The organism is Rhodococcus sp. C26F (assembly GCF_053345925.1).
This window is the reverse complement of record NZ_JBKFBA010000011.1, coordinates 127,574-150,689: the sequence shown is the minus strand read 5'-3', so window position 1 is coordinate 150,689 and position 23,116 is coordinate 127,574. Positions and strand designations below refer to the sequence as shown.

The 23,116-nt window shown below is 66.9% G+C and carries 23 protein-coding genes and 1 tRNA gene; 13 read left to right on the top strand and 11 right to left on the bottom strand.

From position 1 onward, the window contains the following. Positions 1-22: 22 nt before the first annotated feature. Positions 23-99 (bottom strand) — tRNA-Met (locus ACLBYD_RS14815). A 311-nt stretch (positions 100-410) separates the two neighbouring features. Between ACLBYD_RS14815 and ACLBYD_RS14810 the strand changes: the two genes are divergently transcribed. The 6 genes from ACLBYD_RS14810 (at position 411) to ACLBYD_RS14785 (ending at position 7,456) form a co-directional block, all read left to right on the top strand. Further along, entirely contained in the window at positions 411-1,955 is a 1,545-nt protein-coding gene (locus tag ACLBYD_RS14810; protein ID WP_447817043.1) for an ABC transporter substrate-binding protein, read from the top strand. Between the two features lie 32 nt (positions 1,956-1,987). Next, positions 1,988-3,526, top strand: a complete 1,539-nt coding sequence (locus tag ACLBYD_RS14805) for an ABC transporter substrate-binding protein (RefSeq protein WP_447817042.1) — start codon at positions 1,988-1,990, stop codon at positions 3,524-3,526. A 66-nt stretch (positions 3,527-3,592) separates the two neighbouring features. Beyond that, positions 3,593-4,540 (top strand): ABC transporter permease, encoded by a 948-nt coding sequence (locus tag ACLBYD_RS14800; RefSeq protein ID WP_447817041.1) that lies wholly within the window; start codon positions 3,593-3,595, stop codon positions 4,538-4,540. Beyond that, positions 4,537-5,439, top strand: coding sequence for an ABC transporter permease (locus tag ACLBYD_RS14795; protein WP_447817040.1), 903 nt, complete (start codon positions 4,537-4,539; stop codon positions 5,437-5,439). Before ACLBYD_RS14800 ends, ACLBYD_RS14795 begins: the two co-directional genes overlap by 4 nt. Continuing rightward, positions 5,439-6,425 carry an ABC transporter ATP-binding protein gene (locus ACLBYD_RS14790; protein ID WP_447817039.1) on the top strand — a complete coding sequence of 329 codons (987 nt, stop codon included), beginning with the start codon at positions 5,439-5,441 and terminating at the stop codon, positions 6,423-6,425. The genes ACLBYD_RS14795 and ACLBYD_RS14790 overlap by 1 nt, the downstream gene beginning before the upstream one ends. Then, positions 6,422-7,456: an ABC transporter ATP-binding protein gene (locus ACLBYD_RS14785; RefSeq protein ID WP_447817038.1), complete on the top strand. Its 1,035-nt coding sequence runs from the start codon at positions 6,422-6,424 to the stop codon at positions 7,454-7,456. Before ACLBYD_RS14790 ends, ACLBYD_RS14785 begins: the two co-directional genes overlap by 4 nt. Here the strand turns inward: ACLBYD_RS14785 and ACLBYD_RS14780 are convergent. From ACLBYD_RS14780 to ACLBYD_RS14750, 7 genes are all read right to left on the bottom strand, one after another. Beyond that, the gene (locus ACLBYD_RS14780) at positions 7,418-8,248 is read right to left on the bottom strand and encodes an SDR family NAD(P)-dependent oxidoreductase (RefSeq protein ID WP_447817037.1); all 831 of its coding nucleotides are present in this window, start codon (positions 8,246-8,248) and stop codon (positions 7,418-7,420) included. The genes ACLBYD_RS14785 and ACLBYD_RS14780 overlap by 39 nt on opposite strands. Continuing rightward, positions 8,248-8,730: a nuclear transport factor 2 family protein gene (locus ACLBYD_RS14775; RefSeq protein WP_447817036.1), complete on the bottom strand. Its 483-nt coding sequence runs from the start codon at positions 8,728-8,730 to the stop codon at positions 8,248-8,250. The genes ACLBYD_RS14780 and ACLBYD_RS14775 overlap by 1 nt, the downstream gene beginning before the upstream one ends. A gap of 101 nt (positions 8,731-8,831) precedes the next feature. Beyond that, complete coding sequence (locus ACLBYD_RS14770) at positions 8,832-9,452, bottom strand: LON peptidase substrate-binding domain-containing protein (protein ID WP_447817035.1); 621 nt, start codon at positions 9,450-9,452, stop codon at positions 8,832-8,834. Continuing rightward, positions 9,452-9,925, bottom strand: a complete 474-nt coding sequence (locus ACLBYD_RS14765) for a DUF309 domain-containing protein (RefSeq protein WP_016695860.1) — start codon at positions 9,923-9,925, stop codon at positions 9,452-9,454. Before ACLBYD_RS14765 ends, ACLBYD_RS14770 begins: the two co-directional genes overlap by 1 nt. A 37-nt stretch (positions 9,926-9,962) precedes the next feature. Further along, positions 9,963-10,706 (bottom strand): ESX secretion-associated protein EspG, encoded by a 744-nt coding sequence (locus tag ACLBYD_RS14760; RefSeq protein WP_447817034.1) that lies wholly within the window; start codon positions 10,704-10,706, stop codon positions 9,963-9,965. Between the two features lie 5 nt (positions 10,707-10,711). Then, positions 10,712-11,995, bottom strand: coding sequence for a PPE domain-containing protein (locus tag ACLBYD_RS14755; protein WP_447817033.1), 1,284 nt, complete (start codon positions 11,993-11,995; stop codon positions 10,712-10,714). A gap of 103 nt (positions 11,996-12,098) precedes the next feature. Beyond that, positions 12,099-12,701, bottom strand: coding sequence for a TetR/AcrR family transcriptional regulator (locus tag ACLBYD_RS14750; RefSeq protein ID WP_447817032.1), 603 nt, complete (start codon positions 12,699-12,701; stop codon positions 12,099-12,101). A gap of 291 nt (positions 12,702-12,992) precedes the next feature. Here ACLBYD_RS14750 and ACLBYD_RS14745 point away from each other — a divergent pair, with 291 nt between their 5' ends. The 3 genes from ACLBYD_RS14745 to ACLBYD_RS14735 all read left to right on the top strand — a co-directional run bounded on the left by ACLBYD_RS14745 (position 12,993) and on the right by ACLBYD_RS14735 (position 14,869). Then, positions 12,993-13,754, top strand: a complete 762-nt coding sequence (locus ACLBYD_RS14745; protein ID WP_447817031.1) for an SDR family NAD(P)-dependent oxidoreductase — start codon at positions 12,993-12,995, stop codon at positions 13,752-13,754. A gap of 32 nt (positions 13,755-13,786) precedes the next feature. After that, the gene (gene fabG / locus ACLBYD_RS14740; RefSeq protein WP_447817030.1) at positions 13,787-14,545 is read left to right on the top strand and encodes a 3-oxoacyl-ACP reductase FabG; all 759 of its coding nucleotides are present in this window, start codon (positions 13,787-13,789) and stop codon (positions 14,543-14,545) included. A 111-nt stretch (positions 14,546-14,656) separates the two neighbouring features. Beyond that, positions 14,657-14,869, top strand: a complete 213-nt coding sequence (locus tag ACLBYD_RS14735; RefSeq protein WP_447817029.1) for a DUF4287 domain-containing protein — start codon at positions 14,657-14,659, stop codon at positions 14,867-14,869. 13 nt (positions 14,870-14,882) lie between these two features. On the opposite strand, the gene ACLBYD_RS14730 is transcribed toward ACLBYD_RS14735, so the two are convergent. Continuing rightward, on the bottom strand, positions 14,883-15,995 hold the full coding sequence (locus ACLBYD_RS14730; protein WP_447817028.1) for a CaiB/BaiF CoA transferase family protein: 1,113 nt from the start codon (positions 15,993-15,995) through the stop codon (positions 14,883-14,885). Continuing rightward, positions 15,992-17,179 carry an acyl-CoA dehydrogenase family protein gene (locus tag ACLBYD_RS14725; protein ID WP_059382746.1) on the bottom strand — a complete coding sequence of 396 codons (1,188 nt, stop codon included), beginning with the start codon at positions 17,177-17,179 and terminating at the stop codon, positions 15,992-15,994. Before ACLBYD_RS14725 ends, ACLBYD_RS14730 begins: the two co-directional genes overlap by 4 nt. Before the next feature lie 144 nt (positions 17,180-17,323). Between ACLBYD_RS14725 and ACLBYD_RS14720 the strand changes: the two genes are divergently transcribed. After that, entirely contained in the window at positions 17,324-18,331 is a 1,008-nt protein-coding gene (locus ACLBYD_RS14720) for a LacI family DNA-binding transcriptional regulator (RefSeq protein WP_447817027.1), read from the top strand. A 6-nt stretch (positions 18,332-18,337) separates the two neighbouring features. On the opposite strand, the gene ACLBYD_RS14715 is transcribed toward ACLBYD_RS14720, so the two are convergent. Beyond that, a complete protein-coding gene (locus ACLBYD_RS14715; protein ID WP_447817026.1) occupies positions 18,338-19,690 on the bottom strand; it encodes a serine/threonine-protein kinase in 1,353 nt (450 codons plus the stop codon). Between the two features lie 159 nt (positions 19,691-19,849). On the opposite strand from ACLBYD_RS14715, the gene ACLBYD_RS14710 reads away from it, so the two are divergent. From ACLBYD_RS14710 to eutC, 3 genes are all read left to right on the top strand, one after another. Further along, positions 19,850-20,716: an SGNH/GDSL hydrolase family protein gene (locus tag ACLBYD_RS14710; RefSeq protein WP_447817025.1), complete on the top strand. Its 867-nt coding sequence runs from the start codon at positions 19,850-19,852 to the stop codon at positions 20,714-20,716. A gap of 200 nt (positions 20,717-20,916) precedes the next feature. Then, the gene (locus ACLBYD_RS14705; RefSeq protein ID WP_447817024.1) at positions 20,917-22,329 is read left to right on the top strand and encodes an ethanolamine ammonia-lyase subunit EutB; all 1,413 of its coding nucleotides are present in this window, start codon (positions 20,917-20,919) and stop codon (positions 22,327-22,329) included. Beyond that, on the top strand, positions 22,326-23,090 hold the full coding sequence (eutC, locus tag ACLBYD_RS14700; protein ID WP_447817023.1) for an ethanolamine ammonia-lyase subunit EutC: 765 nt from the start codon (positions 22,326-22,328) through the stop codon (positions 23,088-23,090). Before ACLBYD_RS14705 ends, eutC begins: the two co-directional genes overlap by 4 nt. Positions 23,091-23,116 lie beyond the last annotated feature (26 nt).

Genomic DNA, 23,116 nt, shown 5'->3' with positions numbered 1-23,116 from the left:
CGTGTGAGTCCGGGCCGGTCGGTGGTAGCGGGGACAGGATTCGAACCTGCGACCTCTGGGTTATGAGCCCAGCGAGCTACCGAGCTGCTCCACCCCGCGTTGCATGTCCAACCATACACGACTTCCGAGGGTGCTCTGACCACCCCTCGTCCCGGCCGCATCGCCAAGCCTTTGGCGCGCCCATCGAGCCGTACAAACGAGGGGGAGGATATGCGCGTTTTCCGCGGTTCCGACGCACAAAACCTCCCCTCATTGCGACTTCGAAGCCTCCCTTTTATCCGTCGATCTCGATCAGCGGGACCTGCGTAGTGTGCCGCGTCACAGGACCATAGTTTCGGTCCGTAGTCAGGTCGCCGTGTCACGGCTGCCTCGATACCGGTCCGCACGAACAGATTCGAGAGAGGGGCGGCATGCCTGCTGCGTCGAGGAGGTCGCCGATCCGTGCATTGGGTGCAGTGGTCGGGACCTGTGCGGTGCTGCTCACCGCATGTGGGTCGACCCCCGCCGAGAACTCCGGCGTCGGTGATCCTGCGCTTCCGCTGCACTACGCCACCGTCTTCGGCGTCTCGTCGTTCGATCCGCACAAGACGCGGATCACGAGTGACGCCACCATGCTCAACATGGTCTACGACCGCCTCGTCCATCGTGACGCAGCCGGCCAACCGATTCCAGGGCTCGCCGAGTCGTGGGAGATCGACGAGACCACGCTGACACTCCACCTGCGTGACGGGCCGGCTTTCTCCAGTGGCGCAGCCCTCGATGCCGATGCTGTGGTCGCCAACCTCCGACGTGCTCTCGAGCCCGACTCGATCACGGCACCGATGCTGGCCGGCGTGGTCGGGGTCGACGCAGTGGACGACCGTACGGTCGTGCTGACCTTCGAGGGTCCGGGCGCGCAGTACGTGCTGGCGTTGTCCGACCTCGCCGGAATGATCGTCGACCCGGACGCATTCGGAACTCCGGAGAAGGACGCCCAACTCGCACTCGCGCCCACCGGTGCGGGACGCTACGTCCTCGCGGAGTCCAGACCGGGTGCCGAGTACGAGTTCATCGCCAGAGCAGATTATTGGGACCCCGACGCGATCGGCACCGAAACCTTCGTCTGGACCGTGATGACCGATCCGCAGGCGCGTCTGAGCGCCGTGTCGGCAGGGGACATCGATGTCGCCATCACCACGCCGCTGACGATCGACGCAGCCGAACAGCAGGGCCTTCGGGTGGAGACAGCACTTCGGCTCGACCACATGGCGCTCAACTTCAACCGGAACCGCAGCGAGTTCGGCAACCTCGACGTGCGCAAAGCCATCGCTCACGCGATCGACCGCCAGGGCATCGCGGACACAGCGATGGAGGGTCACGCTGAAGCGGCGACGCAGAATTTCCCGAAGGACTACTTCGCGTACGACCCGGATCTCGCCGACGACTATCCGTACGATCCCGAACGGGCACGACAGTTGCTGTCCGATGCGGGGCTGCCGGAAGGATTCTCGTTTACGGCGATTCTGCTGAATCTGCCCGAGAACGTGCAGGTGGCGCAGATCGTGCAACAACAACTTGCACAGGTCGGCATCGAGATGAAACTCGAACCGTTGCCGCCGTCGGATGCGTCACCGACCTTCTACCGAGGGGACGCCGACGCATTCCTCACGACCTTCACCGGTCGTTCCGATCCGGCGTTGTTGCTGTCCGCGCTCTACGGTGAGAATTCGCCTCAGAACCCCTCCCGTACCACTGCGCCGGGCTTCCAGGAGGCGCTCGACTCCGCCAACCGCGAGACCGACCTGCAGACCCGAGGGGGCAAGCTCGGAGAGGTCTCGAAGACCGCCATGGACAACGTCCTCACCGTGCCCTTGGTCTTCTTCGAACTCGGATCGACGCTCACCGACCAGGTCGTCGGATACGAGACGAACCTGTTGATCGACGAATGGCGTGGCGTCGGTATCGCTTCCTCCTGACCGGTCGCCCACCCCAGAAACGAAGGAATCCAATGTCTCGTAGATCGCTGGCCTCGGTCGTTGCTGCCTTCGCGACCGCACTGCTTCTCGCCGGCTGCGGAACGTCGGCTGCAACCGACGCCACCGCAGAGATCGACCCGCAGGCGACCCTGCGTTATGCCACGACGTACGGTGCGTCGTCCTTCGATCCGCACAAGACGCGGATCACCAGCGATTCGACCATGCTGAATCTCGTCTACGACCGGCTGGTGCATCGTGATCGGAACGCGGATCCGGTGCCCGGGCTCGCCGAATCCTGGGAGTTCTCCGAGGACGGATCCACTCTGACGTTGAACTTGCGTCAGGACGTGACCTTCGCGGACGGAACCCCGCTCGACGCACCTGCAGTGGTGGCGAACCTGCGCCGTGCACTGGAGCCCGACTCGATCACGGCCGCGATGCTCGCAGGCGTCGAGTCTGTGGAGGCGGTCGACGCACACACCGTGGCGCTCCGCCTGAACGGTCCGGGTGGGCAACTCGTTCTCACGTTGTCGGACCTTCCGGGAATGATCATCAACCCCAACGCTTTCGGCACTCCCGACAAGGACGCCGCACTCGTACTCGACCCCGCGGGCGCCGGCCGGTACACCGTGGTCCAGTCCCAGCCGGGTGCCCAGTACCGCTTCACCGCCCGCGACGACTACTGGGATCGGGAAGCGGTGCAAGCCGCGGAATTCGAGTGGGTCGTCATGACCGATCCACAGACCCGGGTGAACGCGGTCGCCTCCGACCAGCTCGACGCCGCCATGGCGACACCGATGTCGCTCGACCCCGCCGAGCAACAAGGCTTGCAGACGCACGTCCAGACGAGCCTCAACAACTACGTCCTCAATCTGAACCGAACCCGGAGCGAGTTCGGCAAGCTCGAAGTACGACAGGCGCTCGCTCACGCAGTGGACCGCGAATCGGTGGTGGAGACGGCACTCGAGGGGCACGGTGAGCCCGCGAGCCAGAACTTCCCGGTGGGATACTTCGCCCACAACGAGGCCCTCGACGGTCAGTACGCCTTCGATCCCGACAAAGCGAAGCAACTGCTCGGTGAAGCAGGCATTCCGGGCGGATTCTCCTTCGTCGCAGGCGTTTCCAACCTTCCCGAAAACCAGATGATCGGTCAGATCCTGCAGGAACAGCTCGCACGTGTCGGCATCACCATGGAGATCCGCTCCATGACACCGACGGACCTCAATCCCGCGTTCAATCGCGGCGAACTCGATGCCATCCTCACCACGCTCGTCGGTCGTGCGGACCCCTCGCTGCTGCTGACCTCCTTCTACGGTCAGGATTCGCCCCAGAACCCCTCCCGCGACGCGATTCCGGGATTCCGGGAAGCCATGGAAGCTGCCAACCGCGCCACCGACCCCGAGGAGCGCGCTGTGCTGCTCGGTGAGGTGAACGCCGTGGTGATGAACCACGCGGCGATGCTGCCGATCGCCTTCGCCGAACTCGGTGCCGTTGCCTCGGACCGGTTGGTGGGTTACGAGCCCAATCGGGTGGTCGACGAATGGCGCGGTGTCGGCGTGGCCGCCCCGTGACGTACGGCCCGACGGGCAGCCTCGCGGCCGTAATCACACACGGATCGTGAATCGAAGGAGCACAGAATGTTTCGACTCATCGGACAGCGGTTGCTGGCGGTCGTCCCGTTGCTGATGATCGCCACGGCCATCACCTTCGGTCTGATCTTCCTGATTCCAGGCGACCCGGCACACCGGATCGCCGGAGAGTCGGCGACACCTCAGCAGATCGAGACGGTCCGTGAGGAGCTCGGCCTCGACCAACCGGTCCTCGTGCAGTACTTCGACTTCCTGTTCGGACTGGTGCGTGGCGATCTCGGTACGAGTTTCACGTACCAGGCCCCAGTGCTGGAGATGATCGTCGATCGTCTCCCCGTGACGTTCTCGTTGGCGATGGTGGCCGTGGTCGTGGCGCTTCTCGTGGGTATTCCGGCAGGAATCATCGGAGGAAGCAGGCCCGGAAGCTGGCAGGACCGTGCCACCGGCGTGGGGTCGACACTCGGCGTCGCTACACCCAACTTCGTCCTGGGTCTGCTCCTCGTGCTCGTCTTCTCCCTGACGCTGCGGGTTCTTCCCGCCACCGGATACACCCCGCTCTCGAAGGGGCTGTGGCCGTGGCTCAGCCACCTGCTGTTGCCGGCGATCGCCCTGGGGTTGGCCGCGGCCGCCGAGATCGCACGCCAGCTACGCAGTTCCATGATCGAAGTGATGCAACAGGACTACGTTCGCACCGCCATCGCCAAGGGCCTGAGTCGTCGCAGTGTCCTGTGGAAGCACGCCTTGAAGAATGCCTTCATTCCGACGGCGACGGTCCTGGGCATGCAGATCGCGTTCCTGCTCGGCGGCACGGCCGTCATCGAGTCCGTCTTCGGTCTGAAAGGTCTCGGAGATTTCGCGGTGCAATCGGTGCTCTCCGGAGACCTGCCCGCCATTCAAGGAGTCGTGATCTTCGGCGTGTTCGCCACTGTGATCATGAGTCTGCTCGTCGACATCTCCTACGGCTACCTCGATCCGAGAACAAGGAGCGCCGCATGAGCGACATCACCGTCTCGACGAAGCCGGCAGACGACACGATCGTAGCCGTCGGCGAATCCCCACGTCACAGGTTCCTTCGCCGATTCCGGAACCGTCCGGGAGCCGTGGTCGCTGCCGTCTTTCTCGTCCTCGTCGCGGTTCTCGGACTACTTGCGCCTCTGATTGCTCCGCACGACCCGATCGTGCAGGAGCTGACCGCACGCCGGCTGCCTCCGCTGTCCGACGGATATCTGCTCGGCACCGACAATCTGGGTCGTGACACGCTGTCCCGGTTGCTCTACGGTGCGCGTGTCGCAGTCTCGGCGGCGCTCATCTCGGTGTCGGTCGGACTGCTCATCGGTGTCGTTCCTGCCCTGATCGCCGGGTTCCTCGGCGGCTGGTGGGACACTATCCTCTCGCGGGTCGCCGATGCCTTTCTCAGCTTCCCCCCATTGCTGCTGGCGATGGCCATCGTCGGCGTGATGGGCACCAACCTCACCAACGCGATGATCGCGATCGGAATTGTGTTCGGTCCCAGATTCTTCCGCGTGGTACGCGGGGCTGTGATCGGAGTACGTGAGAGCACCTTCATCGAGGCCTCCCGCAGTATCGGCACTCCGACCGCGCGGATCGTGCGCATGCATGTACTCCCGCACACGCTGTCCCCCTTGATCGTCCAGATCAGCCTGGCGTGCGGGTTCGCGTTGCTCGCCGAGTCGTCGCTCAGTTTTCTCGGGCTGGGTGTCCAGCCGCCCGAGGCGAGTTGGGGCCGCATGCTCGCAGAAGGGCGCGAAGCGTGGAACTACACGGCCTGGCCGGTGGTGATTCCAGCCCTGATGATCATCCTGGCCGTTCTGGCCTGCAACACCCTCGGTGACGGCATCCGTGACTCGGTGGGCCGCGAGAACCGGAGCGAATGATGACCGAACCATTGCTGCGCGTCGACGGTCTCGGCGTCGAGTTTGCGACCGGCTCCGGCTGGACATCGGTCCTGCAGGGCGTCTCCTTCGATGTGGCGGCCGGCGAACTCGTCGGGCTCGTCGGTGAATCCGGCTCCGGCAAATCCGTCACCTGCTCGTCCGTCCTACGACTGCTGCCGGCGAATCAGTCCCGCATCGTTTCCGGAGGTATCCGGTTCCGCGGACGTGATCTGCTGACGATGCCGGATCGCGAACTCGCGGACGTACGCGGCAACGACATCGCGATGATCTTCCAGGAACCGATGACGAGTCTGAATCCGGTCTTCACGGTCGGGGACCAGATCTCCGAAGTGGTGCGGCGACACCGAGGCGTGAACCGGAAGGCGGCACTGGCGCGCGCCGTAGAGGTGCTCGACCTCGTCGGTATCCCGAACGCGACCCGCCGAGTGCGTCAGTACCCGCACGAGTTCTCGGGCGGTATGCGCCAGAGGGTCATGATCGCGATGGCGCTTGCGTGCGAACCGTCCCTCCTCATCGCGGACGAACCCACGACGGCACTCGACGTCACCATCCAGGCTCAGGTGCTCGACCTGATCAGGGACATGGCAGAACGGTTCGAGATGGGTGTGCTGTTCGTGACACACGACCTCGGGGTGGTGGCCGATCTGTGCACCGAGGTGGTGGTCATGTATGCCGGACAGGTGGTCGAGAAGGCCCGCACCGAAGAACTGTTCGCGGCTCCGAAGCACCCGTACACACAAGGTCTGTTGCGGTCGGTCCCGACCATCGACGGTCGCAGCGACCTGCACACCATCCCCGGCGCTCCGCCCGCACCCGGATCGATGCCGAGGGGGTGCCGCTTCGGACCGCGCTGTGCGCATCGCCGCGACGAATGCGATGCCGTGATACCGCTCCACGTGCTGGAGAACGAGCGCATGTCTCGCTGTGCACGGGTGACCGATCTGATGCTGGAGGGAAACCGATGACCGTCGAACTCGCCGACGTCGAGACGAAGCAACCATTGCTGACGGTCCGTGGGCTGCGCGTGGAGTTCCCCGTCGGTAGCCGAACGGCGCGCCGGAAGCAGATGGTGCGCGCCGTGGATGAGGTCGATTTCGACATCTTCCCTGGTGAGACGTTCGCCTTGGTCGGTGAGTCGGGTTCGGGCAAGTCGACGACGGCCCGTGGAATCCTGCGGCTCGTCGATGTCGCTCAGGGATCCGTCGTGCTCGACGGTGTAGACGTGACGGCACTGAGCAGAAGTGAACTCCGCACCGCCAGACGCCATATGCAGATGGTCTTCCAGGATCCCTATTCCTCGTTGGATCCCTCGCACACGGTCGGGGATGCGATCGCCGAGCCCCTGCAGGTACATACCGATCTCTCCGATGACGACCGACGCCGCAAGGTCGGTCGGCTGCTCGAGCAGGTCGGTTTGCGCGCGGAGCACGCCGATCGGTATCCCTACGAGTTCTCCGGTGGACAGCGCCAGCGCATCGCCATCGCGCGTGCCATCGCCGTGGAACCGAAATTGGTGATCGCGGACGAGGCTGTCAGCGCGCTCGACGTCTCGACGCAGAATCAGGTCATCGCGCTGCTCGAACAGCTCTCCGCGGAACTGGGCATCGCCTACCTGTTCATAGCGCACGATCTGGCGGTGGTGCGTCACATCGCCCACACCACGGCCGTGATGTATCTCGGGCGAATCGTCGAATGGGGACCGACGGAACGTCTGTTCACCGAACCGGCGCATCCGTACACGCAAGCATTGCTGTCCGCGGTCCCCGTCCCGGACCCGGCACGGCAACGCCGCCGGGAGCGCATTCGCCTGAGTGGAGAACTGCCCGATCCGGCGAACCCGCCGGCAGGATGCGCCTTCAGCACCCGTTGCCCACTGGTCATGCCGGTGTGCCGGGAGAGTCGACCGGCTGTCACAGAAGTGGCAGGAGGGGGACAGGTCGCCTGCCACTTGCACCCATCAGAACAACGGCCCGCCTCCGAAGATGTCCCGGTGTGAATCGGGTTGGTTGCCTTCGACGTCCGCGACGCCGTAGTCGAGTGCGGTCTCGGCGGTGATGAGGGTGCGACCGCTGCGCGCGTTCACCTCGGGATCGGCCGCAAGCGCGACGATCACCCGTCCGATGAACTTCGGTGTCTCGGCGTTGGCCAACGAGAAGCCCTCGAAGTTGTCGATGCCGCGGGCGAGCATGGCCTCGTTCTTCACCAGTCCCGGCCACAGCGACAGGGTGGTCACCCCGGTGCCGCGGAGTTCGACGGCCATGTCGGCGGCCATCTTGTCCAGGCCCGCCTTCGACATGCCGTACAGCACCGAATGCAGGTAACCGCGGGTGCCGAACGACGAGATGTTGACGATCATCCCGCTGTTGCGCGGCACCATCAGTTGCGCGGCTTCGACGGAGGCGACGTAGTGCGCGCGGAGGCCGACGCCGATCAGGCTGTCCCAGTCGCTGATCGGGCGCTTCCAGAACGGCTCGGAGAATCCGGCGAACCCCGGCGGTGATGCCCACACGTTGTTGACGAGCAGGTCGAGGCGGGAGTCCTGCTCGTCGGCGATCCGGCCGAACAGTTCGTGGATCTGTGCGTCGTCGCGGTGGTCGCACTGCACCGCGATGCCGTGCCCGCCGCGTTCGGTGACCTCCGCCGCGGTGCGGTCGAGTGGTCCGTCGACGCCGACGGGGCCGCGGGCGGTGACGTAGACGGTCCAGCCGTCGAAACCGAGCGCGCATGCGATGCCCTTGCCGACGCTGCGACTCGCGCCCGTGACCAGCGCGACCTTTGCTTCTGCCATTACTGCACCACTTCCACGTCGTCGGTGAGAGCCCGCTGGATCGACCACAGCACCTTCACGTGGCAGCGGGAGATCTTCCATTCGTCGTTCTCGACCACGTAGTCGTCGTCGTAGTCGAGCGCGGTGACCCGTTCGGTACGGGCACGCAGATCCACCTGCCGGAATCGCAGCGTCCAGGCGCCGGTCGCGGTGTCGGGCCCGGTCAGGTGGATGCTCGGATGCATGCCGTGATGCATGTCGAGCACGACGTAGCGGTCGTCGATCCGTTCGAGAGCGATCCGGGAGTAGATGTCGACCAGGGCGTCGGCGTCGTCGAAGCTGCCCAGCGCCGGCCCGTAGTAGATGTCGGCACCCTCAGCGACGAAGCACCTGCGCATCGCCTTCGGGTCCTTGGCGTCGCACGCCCGGAAGTAACGATGCTTGAGCATCCTGATCTCTTCGAGGGCTTCGAGCCGGGCCAACCGTTGTTCGACGGTGTCCATCGGGGTGCCTTCCGGTCGGGGACGAACGGTGTCCCGGACCCTAGCCCGCAACCGTGAGACCGGAGGGTGATGCTCCCACTGACCGGGCGGGCGCCCGCGTCTCAGCCCTTCAGCTTCCATTCCGCGAGATCGACTGCGGTGGAGATCGCTTCGAGCAGCACGGCCATGCGTTCGGCCGGACCCGGCGCGGCGAGAACCGCATAGCGGTCCGCTTCCCCCATCGGCACGTACCGGGCGAGCGCGAACAGTCGCGCCCCCGGATCCTCCGGTAGTTCGGTGGTGGCGGGAGGCAGTGGAGCCCGGCCACCCGTGAGGCGGTCGAGCACCCCGTACAACCGGCCCATCGGTCCGGTGATCGCGGCGAAATCCACCGGCCCCGAATCGGTATCGGGCCAGGGCTCCACCTCGGCGAGGGGGTAGGGATCGTCGGGAAGCCATCGGGTGACGCGAATACGCTCCTCCGCAATGCATTCGAGTTCGCGGCGACCCGCACCGACCTCGGTGTCGACCATGATCCGCGCGATGGTGCCGACGTCGTGTCGCTGCTCGCCTCCGCCCACTTCGTGTCCTCGGGCGATGAGGACAACCCCGAAACGGGGGCCGTCCGGCGATGCCGTGCAATCCTGGACGAGCTGCTGATATCTCGGCTCGAAGATGCGCAACGGAAGGTCGGACCCGGGAAGCAGCGCGGTGCCGAGCGGGAACATGGGAAGTATCGGCATCAGGGCATCCTCAGGCGCGGGGTCGGGGGAGCGGGGATCGGTTCGTCGCGAGCGATCTCGGTGAGCAGATGATCGGCCCAGCTCGCGAGGCCGTCGATGTCGAGCCGGTACGGCGGTTCGTCCTCGTAGTGCCGCACCCGCGCCTGTCCCTGCTTCAGCAGCGACGCCGCGCCGGTGGGGTTGCCCCGGAGCAGATGGGTCAGCCCCACGGCGAGCTGGGCGAGACCCTGCCAGAGGGGACGTTCTTCGGGCGGTGCCTTCTTCCACATCGCCTCGAAGACCTCGTGGGCATGGAACGGAAAGCCGTGGTCGAGGAGGCGCTGACCTTCGGCGATAGTCTCCTCGACATCCAGATCGAGGTCTTCGGGAACACGTTCGACGCCTTCTTCGCCCGGCGGCAACGGACGCCCCAGGGCGTCGCGTGGACGCGCGTTCTGCGGCCTGCCGTCGGGTGTGCGGTCCCGGTCCGTCATGTCGCCAGCCTAGACGAACGACAGGTTCGGGAAGGGATCACTGCCGTCGCAGGACGCCGCTCCGATCCTCGTGCGACGACCTGCGCGCCCAGGACAGCTGCGCCGACAGTTCCCGGACGAATGCGTCGACGGTGCCCGGCGCGACGCGGAGGTCGGGGCCGGGGAGGAAGAGGTACCGGCCGTCGCCCACGACGTCGAACCAGCCGATGTCGGCGACGGGCGTGTACCCCGGATTCGAGTACCGCAGGATGCGGATGCTGCCGGTGGCCGAGCGTTCGCGACGCAGCAACCGGCGCAACGATTCTGCGTGCGTGCCACCCGCCGGACGACGGACAGCGCCGAACTCGGACGGCTCGAGCACGTCGCGGCTGGGCGCGGTGCGTGCCGGTTCGCGGCCCGCCGCCACGGCCGGAAGGTGTCCGACGATCGCGCCCACGAGGTCGGTGGTGGCGGCGATGCGGATGTCGCCCGTGGCGGGAGCTTGACGGGCGAGGACGGACTGCTCGCCGGTCGCGGAGGCACGGACGAAGACCTCGCAGCTCGGATCGGTGGAACGGCCGTAGACCTCCACCGCGACCTCCCCGGTCAGCAGGATCCGCATCGCGTCGTCGAGGGCGGGGTCGGGAGTCTCGTGCAGCCACGCGCGAGCGGCCTGCAGGTTCGCGGCGTGCTCGTCCTCCCACATCGCCGAGGTGCGATAACGCAGGGGGAAGGGGAACTCGTCGCCGCCCGCGGCGGTCCACGACGCCAGGAATCGGTCGGGTGTCAGATGCCGGTCCACAGCGCTCAGGCCCCCAGAACCGGCGGGGCGGTGTCGGGCAGCGACCCGATCAGTTCGTTCCCGTTCTCCCCGGTGACGAGATAACCGGCCGCGCGTTTGTCCTGTTCGTCTCCGCGGGACGAGGCGGGTGCCATGCCGGGCATCATGCCGAACGGGCGCACACCGGCACCGCGAGTCGCGGCGGCACCGGGTTGAGCCGCAGTACCGCCGGCGGGTGCTGCTCCCGCGACGAGCGGAGCGGGTCCCGCCGCGGGCGATGCGCCACTGGCCGACCCGACGCCACCGGCGCCCGGTAGGCCACCTCCGAAACCTGCACCCGCTCCGGAGGACGGCGAACCGTACGACTGACCGGTCGGGCTTCCCAGGGCGCCGCTCGCTGACGGGGTGGTGGATGCAGGAGTGGTCGCCGCAGGATCGTCCGAGCCCGCCCTGCCTGCCGAATCCGAACCTTCCGACCGGCCGTCCGTACCTTCACCGGACGTCGATGCGTCCGTACGGTTCTCCACTTCTGTGGCGGTCTGCCCACCCGGACGCTCTTCGTCCCCGTCCGGGATTCCTGTCGGGTCGCCGACGGTCCGGGCGCCGCCGACACCTGATGTGCCGTAGCCCTGGGGAACGAATGCTTCGGTGGCGCGACTCGTGGTGGCGGCATACGGGGAGGGCAGGACCGGAACCGCTGTGCCGGAATCGCGGTAATACGGCTTGTAGAGGGCTTCCATCACCCGCACGGCCTGGGCGCGAACGGCTTCCTCCTGCCGGGCGGCAGCAACACCCGCGACGGGATCGAGCGCGTACACGACCGACGACGTGTTCGCCGTGGGTGGAGGCACGGACGCTCGCACCCGCTCGCCGACGTCGGCAGCGATGCGGAGTTTCTCGGACGTCGCGCGTGCGGCATCGGACAACTGTTGTGCGGATTCGCCGAATCGCACTGTCGCGTCCATCGCGGCCTCGGCCGCCGGACCCTCCCAGTGCCGGCCGATGAGCTTGCGGATCATCAGCGTTCCCCACGCGACGGTGAGGCTGAAACCCTTTCCGAGTTCGGCCCATTCGGTGGCCAAGGTGGTCATCGCGACGGGATGGATGCTCTGGGCGAGCCGGTGGATGTCGGCATGCTCCATGCCGTGGAAGTTCTCGAACGCTGCGATGTATTCGGGATCGACTCCCGCGTCGATGCGCGCGGCCAGCGCGTCGTAATTGGATTGCCGGCGGGAGACGGAATCGGGGACCGGGGCGTCGACCCCGAGCGACACCAGTAGTCGGTCGACGACGTTGTCATTCGTGGACATGGACGACAGCTCCCCCTCGATGCTCTCGCGTCTCGAGGAGCCGACGGCGGCGCGATATCCCTCTGCCCACGTAGATCCCCCCGATCCGATGGTGGCGACGATGCTAACGCACGGCACCGACCAGACGCAGGGCAAGATCGGCATACAGGTCGCTGATCGTCGCGGCGTCGTCGTAGCGGCCCGAGGGATACCAGCGGCAGACGTCGACGCAGAGCGACATCAGGGCGAGAGTGACACCTTCGGCATCCGGGAGGGTGAACTCGCCCGAGACGTGGCCGGCGTCGACGATACCCCGCACGACCTGCGTGGTCTGCCGTCGTAGTCCGACGATCGTGCGGTAGTGCTCGCGGTCGAGCGCGGCCAGCTCGTACTGGATGACCCGGCTCCACCGGTGGTTCTCCGCCTGCCAGGCGGCGAAGCGTCCGATGACGGAAGCGAGCCGGTCGGACGGCTCGGCGTCGGGGCGGTCGGCGTTCTCGGCGACCTGCAGGGCGAGGGCGTGGCCCTCGTAGGCGATGGCGAAGAGCAGTTCTTCCTTGGACGCATAGTGCGGATACATCGCGGCGGGACTCATACCGAGTCGGGCCGCGATCCGGCGGGTCGTGGTGCCGCCGTAGCCGTGCTCCGCGAACTCTTCTATCGCGGCCGTGCGGATGCGAGCCGCGGCCTTGGATTCGCCGACGACGTCGTCCCATGCATCACTCACGAGGGCGCTTCCGTTCTGTCCGGTTGTGTTGACAAGCCCGCTACGACATCGCACGATAAGCGAGCGCTTAGAAATAAGCCAGTGCTTATCGACTTGGTAACGGTGGGTGCGACGCGGGGTCCTCTCCGCGCTGCCACGCCTGCGGCGACATAGGATCCGCCGAAGGGAAGAATAGGACCTGGCTCTGAAAGGCAGTGCTGTCCAACCAAATTGGATACAGGCTGTTTGGTGGATGAGAAGGCGGTCGGCTATACAGTTCCTGTAGGCCCCGTCACAGCGAGGAGATGACGTATGTCCGTGCTCGACCGCTTCCGTCTCGACGGCCGCGTTGCCATCGTCACCGGTGCCTCTTCGGGCCTCGGTGTCGCATTCGCCCGAGGGCTGGCCGAGGCAGGAGCCGACGTCGTGCTCGCCGCACGTCGCATCGACCGTCTCGAGGAGACCGCCGCGCTGGTCCGGGAGGCCGGACGGAAGGCCGTCACGGTCGAGACCGACATCGCCGATCCCGAACAGGCGCAGCGCATGGTCGATCATGCGGTCGAGCAGCTCGGCCGGGTGGACATCCTCATCAACAATGCCGGTATCGGCACCGCCGTCCCCGCGACCAAGGAGACCCCCGAGCAGTTCCGGCAGGTCATCGACATCAACCTGAACGGATCCTATTGGGCGGCACAGGCTGTCGGCCGTGTGATGCAGCCCGGTAGTGCGATCGTCAACATCTCGTCGGTCCTCGGCCTCACCACGGCGGGCCTCCCGCAGGCCGCGTACTCGGCGAGCAAGGCGGGCGTCATCGGCCTCACGCGCGACCTGGCGCAGCAGTGGGGAGCACGCAAGGGAATCCGCGTCAACGCCATCGCACCCGGCTTCTTCCACACGGAGATGACGGACGAATACCAGCCCGGATACCTCGACTCGATGAAGCAGCGAATCATCCTCGGCCGGACCGGCGATTCCGAGGAGATCGCGGCCACCGCAGTCTGGCTGGCATCCGACGCCGCCGCCTACGTCACCGGTCAGACCATCGCCGTGGACGGCGGACTCACCATCACCTGACGGCACCACCCATCCCCCAACGGAGGAACGCTATGAGCACACAACCCCGCACTGCCATCGTCACCGGAGCCGCACGCGGCATCGGCGCAGCCGTAGCGAAGCGGCTCGCCGGCGACGGCTACCAGGTCGCCGTCCTCGACCTCGACGAATCCGCCTGCAAGGACACCGTTTCGGCTATCGAGTCCGCCGGTGGCAAGGCGCTCGCCGTGGGTGCCGACGTCTCCGACGAGAAGTCCGTCGCCGCTGCCGTCGAGAAGGTCGCCACCGAACTCGGCGAGCCCACCGTCCTGATCAACAACGCCGGCATCACGCGCGACAACCTGCTGTTCAAGATGACGGTCGAGGACTGGGACGCCGTCATGAACGTGCACCTCCGCGGCGCCTTCCTCATGACGCGTGCCGTCCAGAGCCACATGGTCGACGCCAAGTTCGGTCGCATCGTCAACCTCTCGAGCACGTCGGCCCTCGGCAACCGTGGCCAGGTCAACTACTCCGCTGCCAAGGCCGGCATGCAGGGCTTCACGAAGACCCTCGCGATCGAGCTGGGCAAGTTCGGTGTCACCGCCAACGCCATCGCGCCGGGTTTCATCGCCACCGAGATGACCGCCGCGACCGCCGAGCGTCTCGGCCTGTCGTTCGACGACTTCAAGTCGAACATCGCAGCCAACATCCCGGTCGGCCGTATCGGCGAGGTCGACGACATCGCCCACACCGCATCGTTCCTCGCGTCCGAGGGCGCAGGCTTCGTGTCCGGTCAGGTCATCTACGTGGCCGGTGGCCCGAAGGCCTGATCCCCTTCCGTACGACCGCGGCGCCGCGTCCCNGCGGCGCCGCGGTCTTTTCTGATGCGGATCGAACGGAACGGCCCGACCGTGTCGGTCGCCGCGGTTAATCTCTCCGGCATGAGCGAGAAGGTCAAGGGACCCCAGTCGTACTTTCCGTCGATCGAGCAGAAGTACGGACGCCCGATCGAGGAGTGGAAGAACATGATCCGCGCCTCGGGTCTCGCCAAGCACATGGAGCTCGTGAACTGGCTGAAGCGGGAACACGGGATGGGCCACGGGCACGCCAATGCTCTCGTCGCCCACACTCTGAAGGAACAGAAGTCCGAGTGACGAGAGCGTCCGACTACGCCAGCCGCGGGGGTGCGGTGCGGTAGGTCGCGGGGGTGGCGCTGAGTCGGATCGGGTTGGCGATCTGACGAAGCGGAGCGTCCCGGTCGGGATCGTCGATCGACACCACCGGCGACAGGCCGAGTCGTTCGGCGAGCGCGACCGCGTCGGCGATGTCGTTGAGCGGACCGCACGGCACCCGGGCTGCGGTCAGCGCGTCGAACCACGCGTCGGCGGTGTCCGTCGACAGCAGTTCGTCGATGATCTTCGTCAGTTCCTCCCGGTTCGCGACGCGGGCGGTGTTCGTGGTGAACCGCTCGTCGGTGGCGAGTTCGGGAGCGCCGAGAACCTCGACCAGCGAAACGAATTGACGATCGTTGCCCACGGCGAGGACGAACGGCCGGTCGGCGGTGTGGAAAACCTCGTAGGGCGCGATGCTCGGATGACGATTGCCCATGGCTTTCGGCACCACGCCCGCCGCGACGTAGCCCGACGACTGGTTCGCCAGCGCCGACAACAGGGACGACAACAGGTTGACCTCGACGCGCTGGCCCTCGCCGGTGCGGTCGCGGTGCCGCAGCGCGGCGAGGATGCCGAGCGCAGCGTGCATTCCGGTGATGATGTCGACCACGGCGACACCGACCTTGGTGGGTGTCGCATGGTCGGGCCCGGTGATGCTCATCAGGCCGCCGACGGCCTGGATGAGCAGGTCGTAACCGGGCAGGTTGTTGTGTCCGCCGAAGCCGGTGATCGAGGTGTAGACGATGCCGGGGTCGAGTTCCCGGACCTGCTCGTATCCGAGCCCGAGCCGAGTCATCGTGCCGGGCAGGAAGTTCTCGACGACGACATCGGCGCGGGCGACGAGATCGCGTGCCTGCTCGAGTCCTTCGTCGGTGGTCAGATCGATGGCCACCGACTTCTTGTTGCGGTTCACGCCGAGGAAGTAGGTCGACTCGTCGCCGACCCAGGGCGGTCCCCAGTGCCGGGTGTCGTCTCCGAAGCCGGGCCGTTCGATCTTGACGACCTCCGCCCCGAGGTCGGCGAGCAGCATGGTGGCGTAGGGGCCGGCGAGCACGCGACCGAAGTCGGCGATCACCAGCCCTTCGAGCGCACCGGGAAGGGTGGTCACCGGAAGGCCGCCTCGCCGGTCAGGGCCTTGCCGATGGTCAACTGGTGGACCTCGGAGGTGCCCTCGTAGGTCAGCACCGATTCGAGGTTGTTGGCGTGACGGATGACGGGGTACTCGAGCGTGATTCCGTTGGCGCCGAGGATGGTCCGGCACTCGCGGGCGATGGCGATGGCCTCACGCACGTTGTTGAGCTTGCCGAGGCTGACCTGCTCCGGGGCGATCTCGCCGCGGTCCTTGATGCGACCGAGGTGGTAGGCGAGCAGGTGGCCCTTGCCGACCTCGAGCGCCATGTCGGCGATCTTGGCCTGGGTGAGCTGGTAGCCGGCGAGCGGCTTGTCGAACACCTCGCGGGACTGCGAGTACTCGATGGCGGTCTCGAGGCAGTCGCGGGCGGCACCGATGGCACCGAAGACGATGCCGAAGCGGGCCTCGCCGAGGGAGGTCAGCGGTCCGCGCAGACCCTTGGCCTTCGGCATCATCGCCGAGGAGGGCAGACGCACGCCGTCGAGGACGAGCTCCGAGGTGACCGAGGCGCGCAGCGACAGCTTGGAGTGGATCTCCGGTGCGGAGAAACCGGGGGTGTCGGTGGGGACGACGAAGCCGCGGATGCCCTTGGCGCCTTCTTCGAGGTCGGTCTGCGCCCAGACGACGGCGACGTCGGCGATCGAGCCGTTGGTGATCCACATCTTGGTCCCGTTGAGGATCCAGTCGTCACCGTCGCGCTTGGCGTTGGTGCGCATCCCGGCGGGGTTGGAACCGAAGTCGGGCTCGGTCAGGCCGAAGCAGCCGATGGCCTCGCCGGCGGCCATGCGGGGGAGCCATTCCTGCTTCTGCTCCTCGCTGCCCCAGTGGTGGATGGAGAACATCGCCAGCGAGCCCTGCACGGACACGAGGCTGCGGATGCCGGAGTCGACGGCCTCGAGTTCGAGGCAGGCCAGGCCGTAGGCGGTGGCGCTCATGCCGGCGCAGCCGTAGCCGTCGAGGTGCATGCCGAGCACACCCAGCTGTCCGAGTTCCTTGGCGAGCTCCCGCGCCGGGAGCTTCGCTTCCTCGAACCACTGGGCCACGTGAGGGCGGATGCGCTCGTTGCCGAACTTGCGGACGGTGTCGCGGATGTCGATCTCCTCCTGCTCGAGCAGGGAGTCGAGGGCGAACAGCTGGGTGAGCGACTGAGCGTTGGACATGGCCTTCTCCGGTGGTCGAGGAAACGTTTGTCAGAACGATTGCGAGAACGTTTGCACGATCGATTGCATGGCCTACGCTAAAGGCATGCTCCGGGCGCGTCAACCCGGAACACGAACTCGATGCCGGACAAGCAGGAGAGCCGCATGCCCCGTCCCGACCGCGCCCCGACGCTCAAGGAGATCGCCGAGCGCGCCGGTGTCCACGTCTCGACGGCATCCCGGGTGCTGCGCCAGCCCGAACCGGTCGACGGCTGGTCGGACTCGGCTTTGCGGGTGCGGGAGGTCGCGGCCGAACTCGGATATCGCCCCAATCTGTGGGCGGCGAGCCTGCGGACCCGCAAGACCACGACCCTCGGTGTCGTCATGCCCCGACTCACCGACGGCGTGGTCGCCACGACCTACCAGGGCATCGAGGAAGCCGCCACGAAAGCGGGCTACTCGGTGCTGCTGTCGAGCCCGCCCGATGATCTCGAGGCGCAACGTCGCGCCATCGCGCTGCTCGTGGGCCGGCAGGTCGACGGCCTGCTGCTGAGCAGCATGCACCTCCCGGGGCGTCCGTTCGTCGAGTCGCTGGCACTCGGATCGCTGCCCATCCTCGCGGTCACCCGGCACGCCGACGCAGGGTTGCCGTTCGTGGTGGGCGACGACTACCGGGGTGGAGCACTGGCCGCTCGTCACCTGCTCGACCGCGGCTACGACGACCTGGCGATCATCGCCGGCCCCGACCACGCCAGCACCGCCCGCGACCGCCGCGATGGCTTCGTCGACACCCTGAAGGAAGCATCGGTGGCACTGCCGCCCGAACGGATCGTGCGGTCGAGCTTCGACGTCGCCGGGGGTGTGAAGGCCGCGCGTGCGCTGCTGGATCGCCCCGATCGTCCCCGCGCGATCTTCGCGGTCAGCGACACCATCGCCATCGGCATCCTCGGTGTCGCCCGCGACCTGGGTCTGTCCATCCCGGACGATCTCGCCGTGGTCGGTTACAACGACATCCCCGTCGTGGCGCAGCTGCCGGTTCCGCTCACCACCGTGCGATCGCCCGCGCACGATATCGGGGTGACGGCCATCGAGCGGCTCCTCGAACTCGTGCGAAACGGAGAAACGGAATCGATGAAGCTGCCCGTCGAACTCGTCGCGCGCGGATCGAGCTGAGCGACCTCACCCGTTGCCGTTGCCGTTGCCGTTGCCGTTGCCGCGGCCGCTGTTGCCGTTGCCGTTGCCACTGTTGCCGTTGCCGTTGCCACTGTTCCCATCGTCACCGTTGCCGTTGTTCCCGTTTCCATTGCCGTTGTTGTTGCCGGGTCCGTTGTTCCCACGGGACTCGGGTTCGGACCTCGTGGGCCCGGCATCCGCAGGCGGTGCGACGGGAGCGGTCTCCGGAGCGGGCACGACGGGCGGAACCACAGCGGTCTCGTCCGCTGTGCGCGCCGGGACGAGCGTCGATTCGGGAGTTGCAGGAAGCTCGGTGGTGGCCGGTACACGCTCGGGCGTCGATGCCGACATGCCCGGCGTCCGGGTCTCCGGTGTGGCCGTGGGCGGGGAGTCGCCCCGTCCGAATCCGAGCGCGAGACCGCCCACGGCGAGCGCCCCGACCAGCGTCAGACCCGCCGCGACGAGAACTCCACGGGAACGGTCCGTGCCCGCGGTGGTCGTCGGTCCACCGATCTCACTCGCCGGCAGGAGGGCTGTCGCGGTGCGGTATCCGTCGGAATTCTGCACTGCCGCGAGCATCTCGTGCGCACTGCGGAACCGGTCGGAAGACTCTCGTGCCATGGCACGCTCGATCACTGCGACGAGCCCCGGATGGGCATCCGGGCGGAGATCGGCGAGTGGCCGCGGACGGTCGTGCGTGATGGCCCGTGCCAGCGCAAGGATGTTGTCCTCGGCGAACGGCCTCCGCCCGCACAGGGCCTCGTAACCGACGACCCCGACCGCGTACAGATCGTCCGTCACGGACGCGGGGTGACCGGTGATGCGGTCCGGGCTCAGATAGGCGACGGTCCCCACGAGTTCACCCGTATGGGTAAGGTCGTCGCCGACGCTCTTCGCGATACCGAAATCGGCGACCTTGATCTCGCCGTTCTCTGCGATGAGCACGTTCGCCGGCTTGATGTCCCGGTGGAGGATCCCCGCCCCGTGTGCGGCGACGAGGGCCTCGAGAATTCCGGCGAGCACCGTACGCACCCGATCGGCGGGTAGGGGACCGCGGGCGATGTCGTCGGCGAGGGTCCGCCCGGGGAGCCGTTCCATAACGATGTAGGGACGTCCGTCGTGTTCACCCGTGTCGTACACGGCGACGATGCGAGGGTGGTTCAGGGCCGCGGCGGCCCGGGCCTCGACCTCGAAACGACGTCGTACGTCCGGTCTGCTGCCGACCTCCCGTCCGAGCAGTTTCACCGCGACGGGCCGATGGAGGCGGGTGTCCCAACCGTCGTGGATCTCGCCGCTGCCGCCCACGCCGAGCAGACCGCTCAGCTCGTAGCGGCCGTCGAGAACTTTGTGGACGGTCACAGGTCGACGGTAACCGTTCGGAGGGGGGAGTAAACAAAATGCGCTGGTGGGAGGACGTGCATGCGAGCTTCATCCGTGATCTTCACCCGCTGCTCGTAACGCGTTTGTAATTCGTGCCGATCTCATGCCCGGGGAGAACCACGCTGCCGGAGGGTCTGGATGAAGACGATTGTGCGAGCCGGGATCGTCGCCGGCATGGCAGCTGCATCGATGGTGTGGCCGGTGTCCGCGATGAGCGACCCGGGTAACGAGCAGGGCATCCGATACGTCGCGCTCGGCGACTCGCGCGCCGCCGGACCCTACCTCGACGCAGCGGCCATGCTCAGCGGATGCGCCCGCGCGGACGCGGGATATCCGAACCTCGTCGCGGGTTCGCTGCAGACCGTCAGCTTCGTCAACGTCGCGTGTTCGGGTGCGCGCACCGAGCACATCACATCCGTCCCGCAGCAGACGTCGACCGGATCGGTCCCGCCCCAGATCGATTCGCTCACGCCGGACACGAATCTCGTCACGCTGAGCATCGGCGGCAACGATGTCGGCTGGGCGGGGCTCGTCACGGCCTGCTACACCGAGCTTCCGGGCGGCGACGCGCACTGCCGCACCGATCCGGGCACCACCTCGCGCATGGACGCCGCCCTGAACGCGCTCGGACCGAAGGTCACCGCGACACTCACCGCCGTCCAGCAACGCGCACCGCGCGCACGGGTCCTGCTGGTCGGACACGGTGGCGTCTTCGGCAACCGGGGCTGCTGGCCCAACATCCCCACCAGCGATGCCGACGCCTCCTTCGTGACGAACTTCTTCGTGCGGATGAACCGAGTACTCGCCCGGTCCGCCGGTGAGGCCGGTGCCGAGTTCGTCGACGTCATGGCCGGGTCGGAAGGTCACGACGCGTGTGCGCCCTCCGAGCAGCGCTTCTACGAGGGACGGCAGTCGCTGTCGCTGGCGAAGGCTCTGCATCCCACCGCTGCGGGGATGCGGCACATGGCGCAGCGGGTGACGAACGTCTGGTACCAGCGGGGCTAGGTAGACAACCGAAAGGTGAGGCTCACAACCTCATGGTCGACCACCAGGGTTGTGAGCCTCACTTCTGCGTTGTGAACCCTCGAGCGGCGACCAGCGGCGTTTCGTTCGTGACACTCGCCGGACACGACGGCGAAAAAGTGGAATGCTGCACTCCACTGCGTGCTCACATCCGTCGAACCGGTCCTGCGCGGGAGGCCTCGATGACGATCTACCGACAACAGCTCGGCGGAACCGGTTACGAGTTCGACGGCCTCGTCGATCTGCTCGGGAAGGCCTCCCCGCGCCGCTCGGGCGATGAACTCGCCGGATGCGCTGCCACCTCGGACGCCGAACGTGCCGCGGCACAGCTGGCCCTCGCCGACCTCCCGCTCTCCACCTTCCTCACCGAGGCGGTCGTGCCGTACGAGACCGACGAGGTCACCAGGCTGATCGTCGACACCCACGACGCGACGGCCTTCGCGCCGGTCTCGCACATGACCGTCGGAGAACTGCGCGACCACCTCTTGGAGGTCGCGGCCCGACCGGACTCTGCCGACGTGCTCGCGGCACTCGCGCCGGGACTCACCCCGGAGACGGTCGCGGCGACCAGCAAGATCATGCGCAATCAGGACCTCATCGCGGTCTCCCGCGCTGCGACGGTGACCAGCGCGTTCCGCACGACCATCGGGTTGCCCGGCCGTCTCGCGACGCGCCTGCAACCGAACCATCCCGTCGACGACCCGCGTGGGGTCGCCGCGTCCGTCCTCGACGGTCTGCTGATGGGATGCGGCGACGCGGTGGTCGGCATCAATCCGGCGAGCGACTCACCGCACGCCGTGTCCGACCTGCTGCACCTGCTCGACGAGATCCGGCAACGATTCGAGATCCCCACACAGTCGTGCGTGCTGACCCACGTCACCACCACCATCGATCTGATCGAGAAGGACGCGCCGGTCGACCTGGTGTTCCAATCCGTCGCCGGCACCGAGGGCGCCAACCGCAGCTTCGGGGTGGACCTCGCAGTGCTGCGGGAGGGCAACGAGGCCGGCAGGTCGCTGCGACGGGGGACCGTCGGCAGCAACGTCATGTACTTCGAGACCGGGCAAGGTTCGGCGTTGTCGTCGGGAACCCATGTCGGCACCGGGGGCAGGCCGGTGGATCAGCAGACTCTCGAAGCGCGCGCGTATGCCGTTGCGCGCGAGTTCGCTCCGCTGCTCGTCAACACGGTCGTCGGGTTCATCGGACCGGAATACCTGTACGACGGCAAGCAGATCATCCGCGCGGGTCTAGAAGACCAGTTCTGCGGCAAACTCCTCGGCCTGCCGATGGGCGTGGACGTCTGCTACACCAACCATGCCGAGGCCGACCAGGACGACATGGACACCCTGCTCACCCTGTTGGCCGTTGCCGGAACAGCATTCGTCATCACAGTGCCGGGCGCCGACGACGTGATGCTCGGCTACCAGTCGCTGTCGTTCCACGACGCGTTGTACGTGCGGGAGGCCGCCGACCTGCGGCCGGCACCGGAATTCGAGGACTGGCTACGCCGGCAGGGCATGGCGGACGACATCGGTCGCATCCTGCCCGTGGATGTCGGCACATCCCCGCTGCGCGCACTCGGAGGTGCCCTGTGAGCGACCTGTGGGACGAACTGCGTCGGCACACTCAGGCCCGGATCGGACTGGGACGCACCGGGAACAGCATCCCGACACGACGTCATCTGGAATTCGTGGCGGCCCATGCCGAGGCGCGCGACGCCGTGCACGTCCCGCTCGATGTGCCCGCGATGGTGCGGCGGACGAAAGAACTCGGACTCGGTGATCCGCTCGTCGTGGAAAGCGCAGCGGAGGATCGCAGTACGTATCTGCGACGTCCCGACCTCGGCCGGCAGCTCGCCGAGGGAACCATGCTGCCGCGAACGGAGGCCGATCTCGGCATCGCGCTGTGCGACGGATTGTCGTCCACTGCTCTCGACGCCCACGGACCCGATCTGCTCGCGGCGATCGTCGCTGCCCTGCCGGGGCTGACGGTGGCGCCGCCGGTGATCGCGACGCAGGCGCGCGTGGCGCTGGGGGACCATATCGGTGAACAACTCGGCGTCACGACGATGCTCGTGATCATCGGCGAACGGCCCGGCCTGTCGGTGGCCGACAGCGTCGGCGTGTACCTGACGCACCACCCGAGGCCGGGACGCAGTGACGCCGAACGCAACTGCGTGTCGAACATCCACCCACCCGGCGGGATGACCTACGAGCACGCGGCGCGCGTCGTCGCAGCCCTCGTGAACGGGGCGCGGCAGTTGGGGGCGTCGGGGGTGGCGTTGAAGGACACCTCGCGGGACCCCGCACTCACCGACCCCGCCAGCGGAGCGGGAATCGGTCATCGGAGCGCTTAATAGCGTGCACTGATGACTATTTCGCG

Excerpts from the sequence above, each read along its gene's own strand:
- ACLBYD_RS14810 (WP_447817043.1), top strand. The coding sequence starts at position 411 with ATGCCTGCTGCGTCGAGGAGGTCGCCGATCCGTGCATTGGGTGCAGTG.
- ACLBYD_RS14805 (WP_447817042.1), top strand. The coding sequence starts at position 1,988 with ATGTCTCGTAGATCGCTGGCCTCGGTCGTTGCTGCCTTCGCGACCGCA.
- ACLBYD_RS14800 (WP_447817041.1), top strand. The coding sequence starts at position 3,593 with ATGTTTCGACTCATCGGACAGCGGTTGCTGGCGGTCGTCCCGTTGCTG.
- ACLBYD_RS14795 (WP_447817040.1), top strand. The coding sequence starts at position 4,537 with ATGAGCGACATCACCGTCTCGACGAAGCCGGCAGACGACACGATCGTA.
- ACLBYD_RS14790 (WP_447817039.1), top strand. The coding sequence starts at position 5,439 with ATGACCGAACCATTGCTGCGCGTCGACGGTCTCGGCGTCGAGTTTGCG.
- ACLBYD_RS14785 (WP_447817038.1), top strand. The coding sequence starts at position 6,422 with ATGACCGTCGAACTCGCCGACGTCGAGACGAAGCAACCATTGCTGACG.
- ACLBYD_RS14780 (WP_447817037.1), bottom strand. The coding sequence starts at position 8,248 with ATGGCAGAAGCAAAGGTCGCGCTGGTCACGGGCGCGAGTCGCAGCGTC.
- ACLBYD_RS14775 (WP_447817036.1), bottom strand. The coding sequence starts at position 8,730 with ATGGACACCGTCGAACAACGGTTGGCCCGGCTCGAAGCCCTCGAAGAG.
- ACLBYD_RS14770 (WP_447817035.1), bottom strand. The coding sequence starts at position 9,452 with ATGCCGATACTTCCCATGTTCCCGCTCGGCACCGCGCTGCTTCCCGGG.
- ACLBYD_RS14765 (WP_016695860.1), bottom strand. The coding sequence starts at position 9,925 with ATGACGGACCGGGACCGCACACCCGACGGCAGGCCGCAGAACGCGCGT.
- ACLBYD_RS14755 (WP_447817033.1), bottom strand. The coding sequence starts at position 11,995 with ATGTCCACGAATGACAACGTCGTCGACCGACTACTGGTGTCGCTCGGG.
- ACLBYD_RS14745 (WP_447817031.1), top strand. The coding sequence starts at position 12,993 with ATGTCCGTGCTCGACCGCTTCCGTCTCGACGGCCGCGTTGCCATCGTC.
- fabG (WP_447817030.1), top strand. The coding sequence starts at position 13,787 with ATGAGCACACAACCCCGCACTGCCATCGTCACCGGAGCCGCACGCGGC.
- ACLBYD_RS14735 (WP_447817029.1), top strand. The coding sequence starts at position 14,657 with ATGAGCGAGAAGGTCAAGGGACCCCAGTCGTACTTTCCGTCGATCGAG.
- ACLBYD_RS14725 (WP_059382746.1), bottom strand. The coding sequence starts at position 17,179 with ATGTCCAACGCTCAGTCGCTCACCCAGCTGTTCGCCCTCGACTCCCTG.
- ACLBYD_RS14720 (WP_447817027.1), top strand. The coding sequence starts at position 17,324 with ATGCCCCGTCCCGACCGCGCCCCGACGCTCAAGGAGATCGCCGAGCGC.
- ACLBYD_RS14710 (WP_447817025.1), top strand. The coding sequence starts at position 19,850 with ATGAAGACGATTGTGCGAGCCGGGATCGTCGCCGGCATGGCAGCTGCA.
- ACLBYD_RS14705 (WP_447817024.1), top strand. The coding sequence starts at position 20,917 with ATGACGATCTACCGACAACAGCTCGGCGGAACCGGTTACGAGTTCGAC.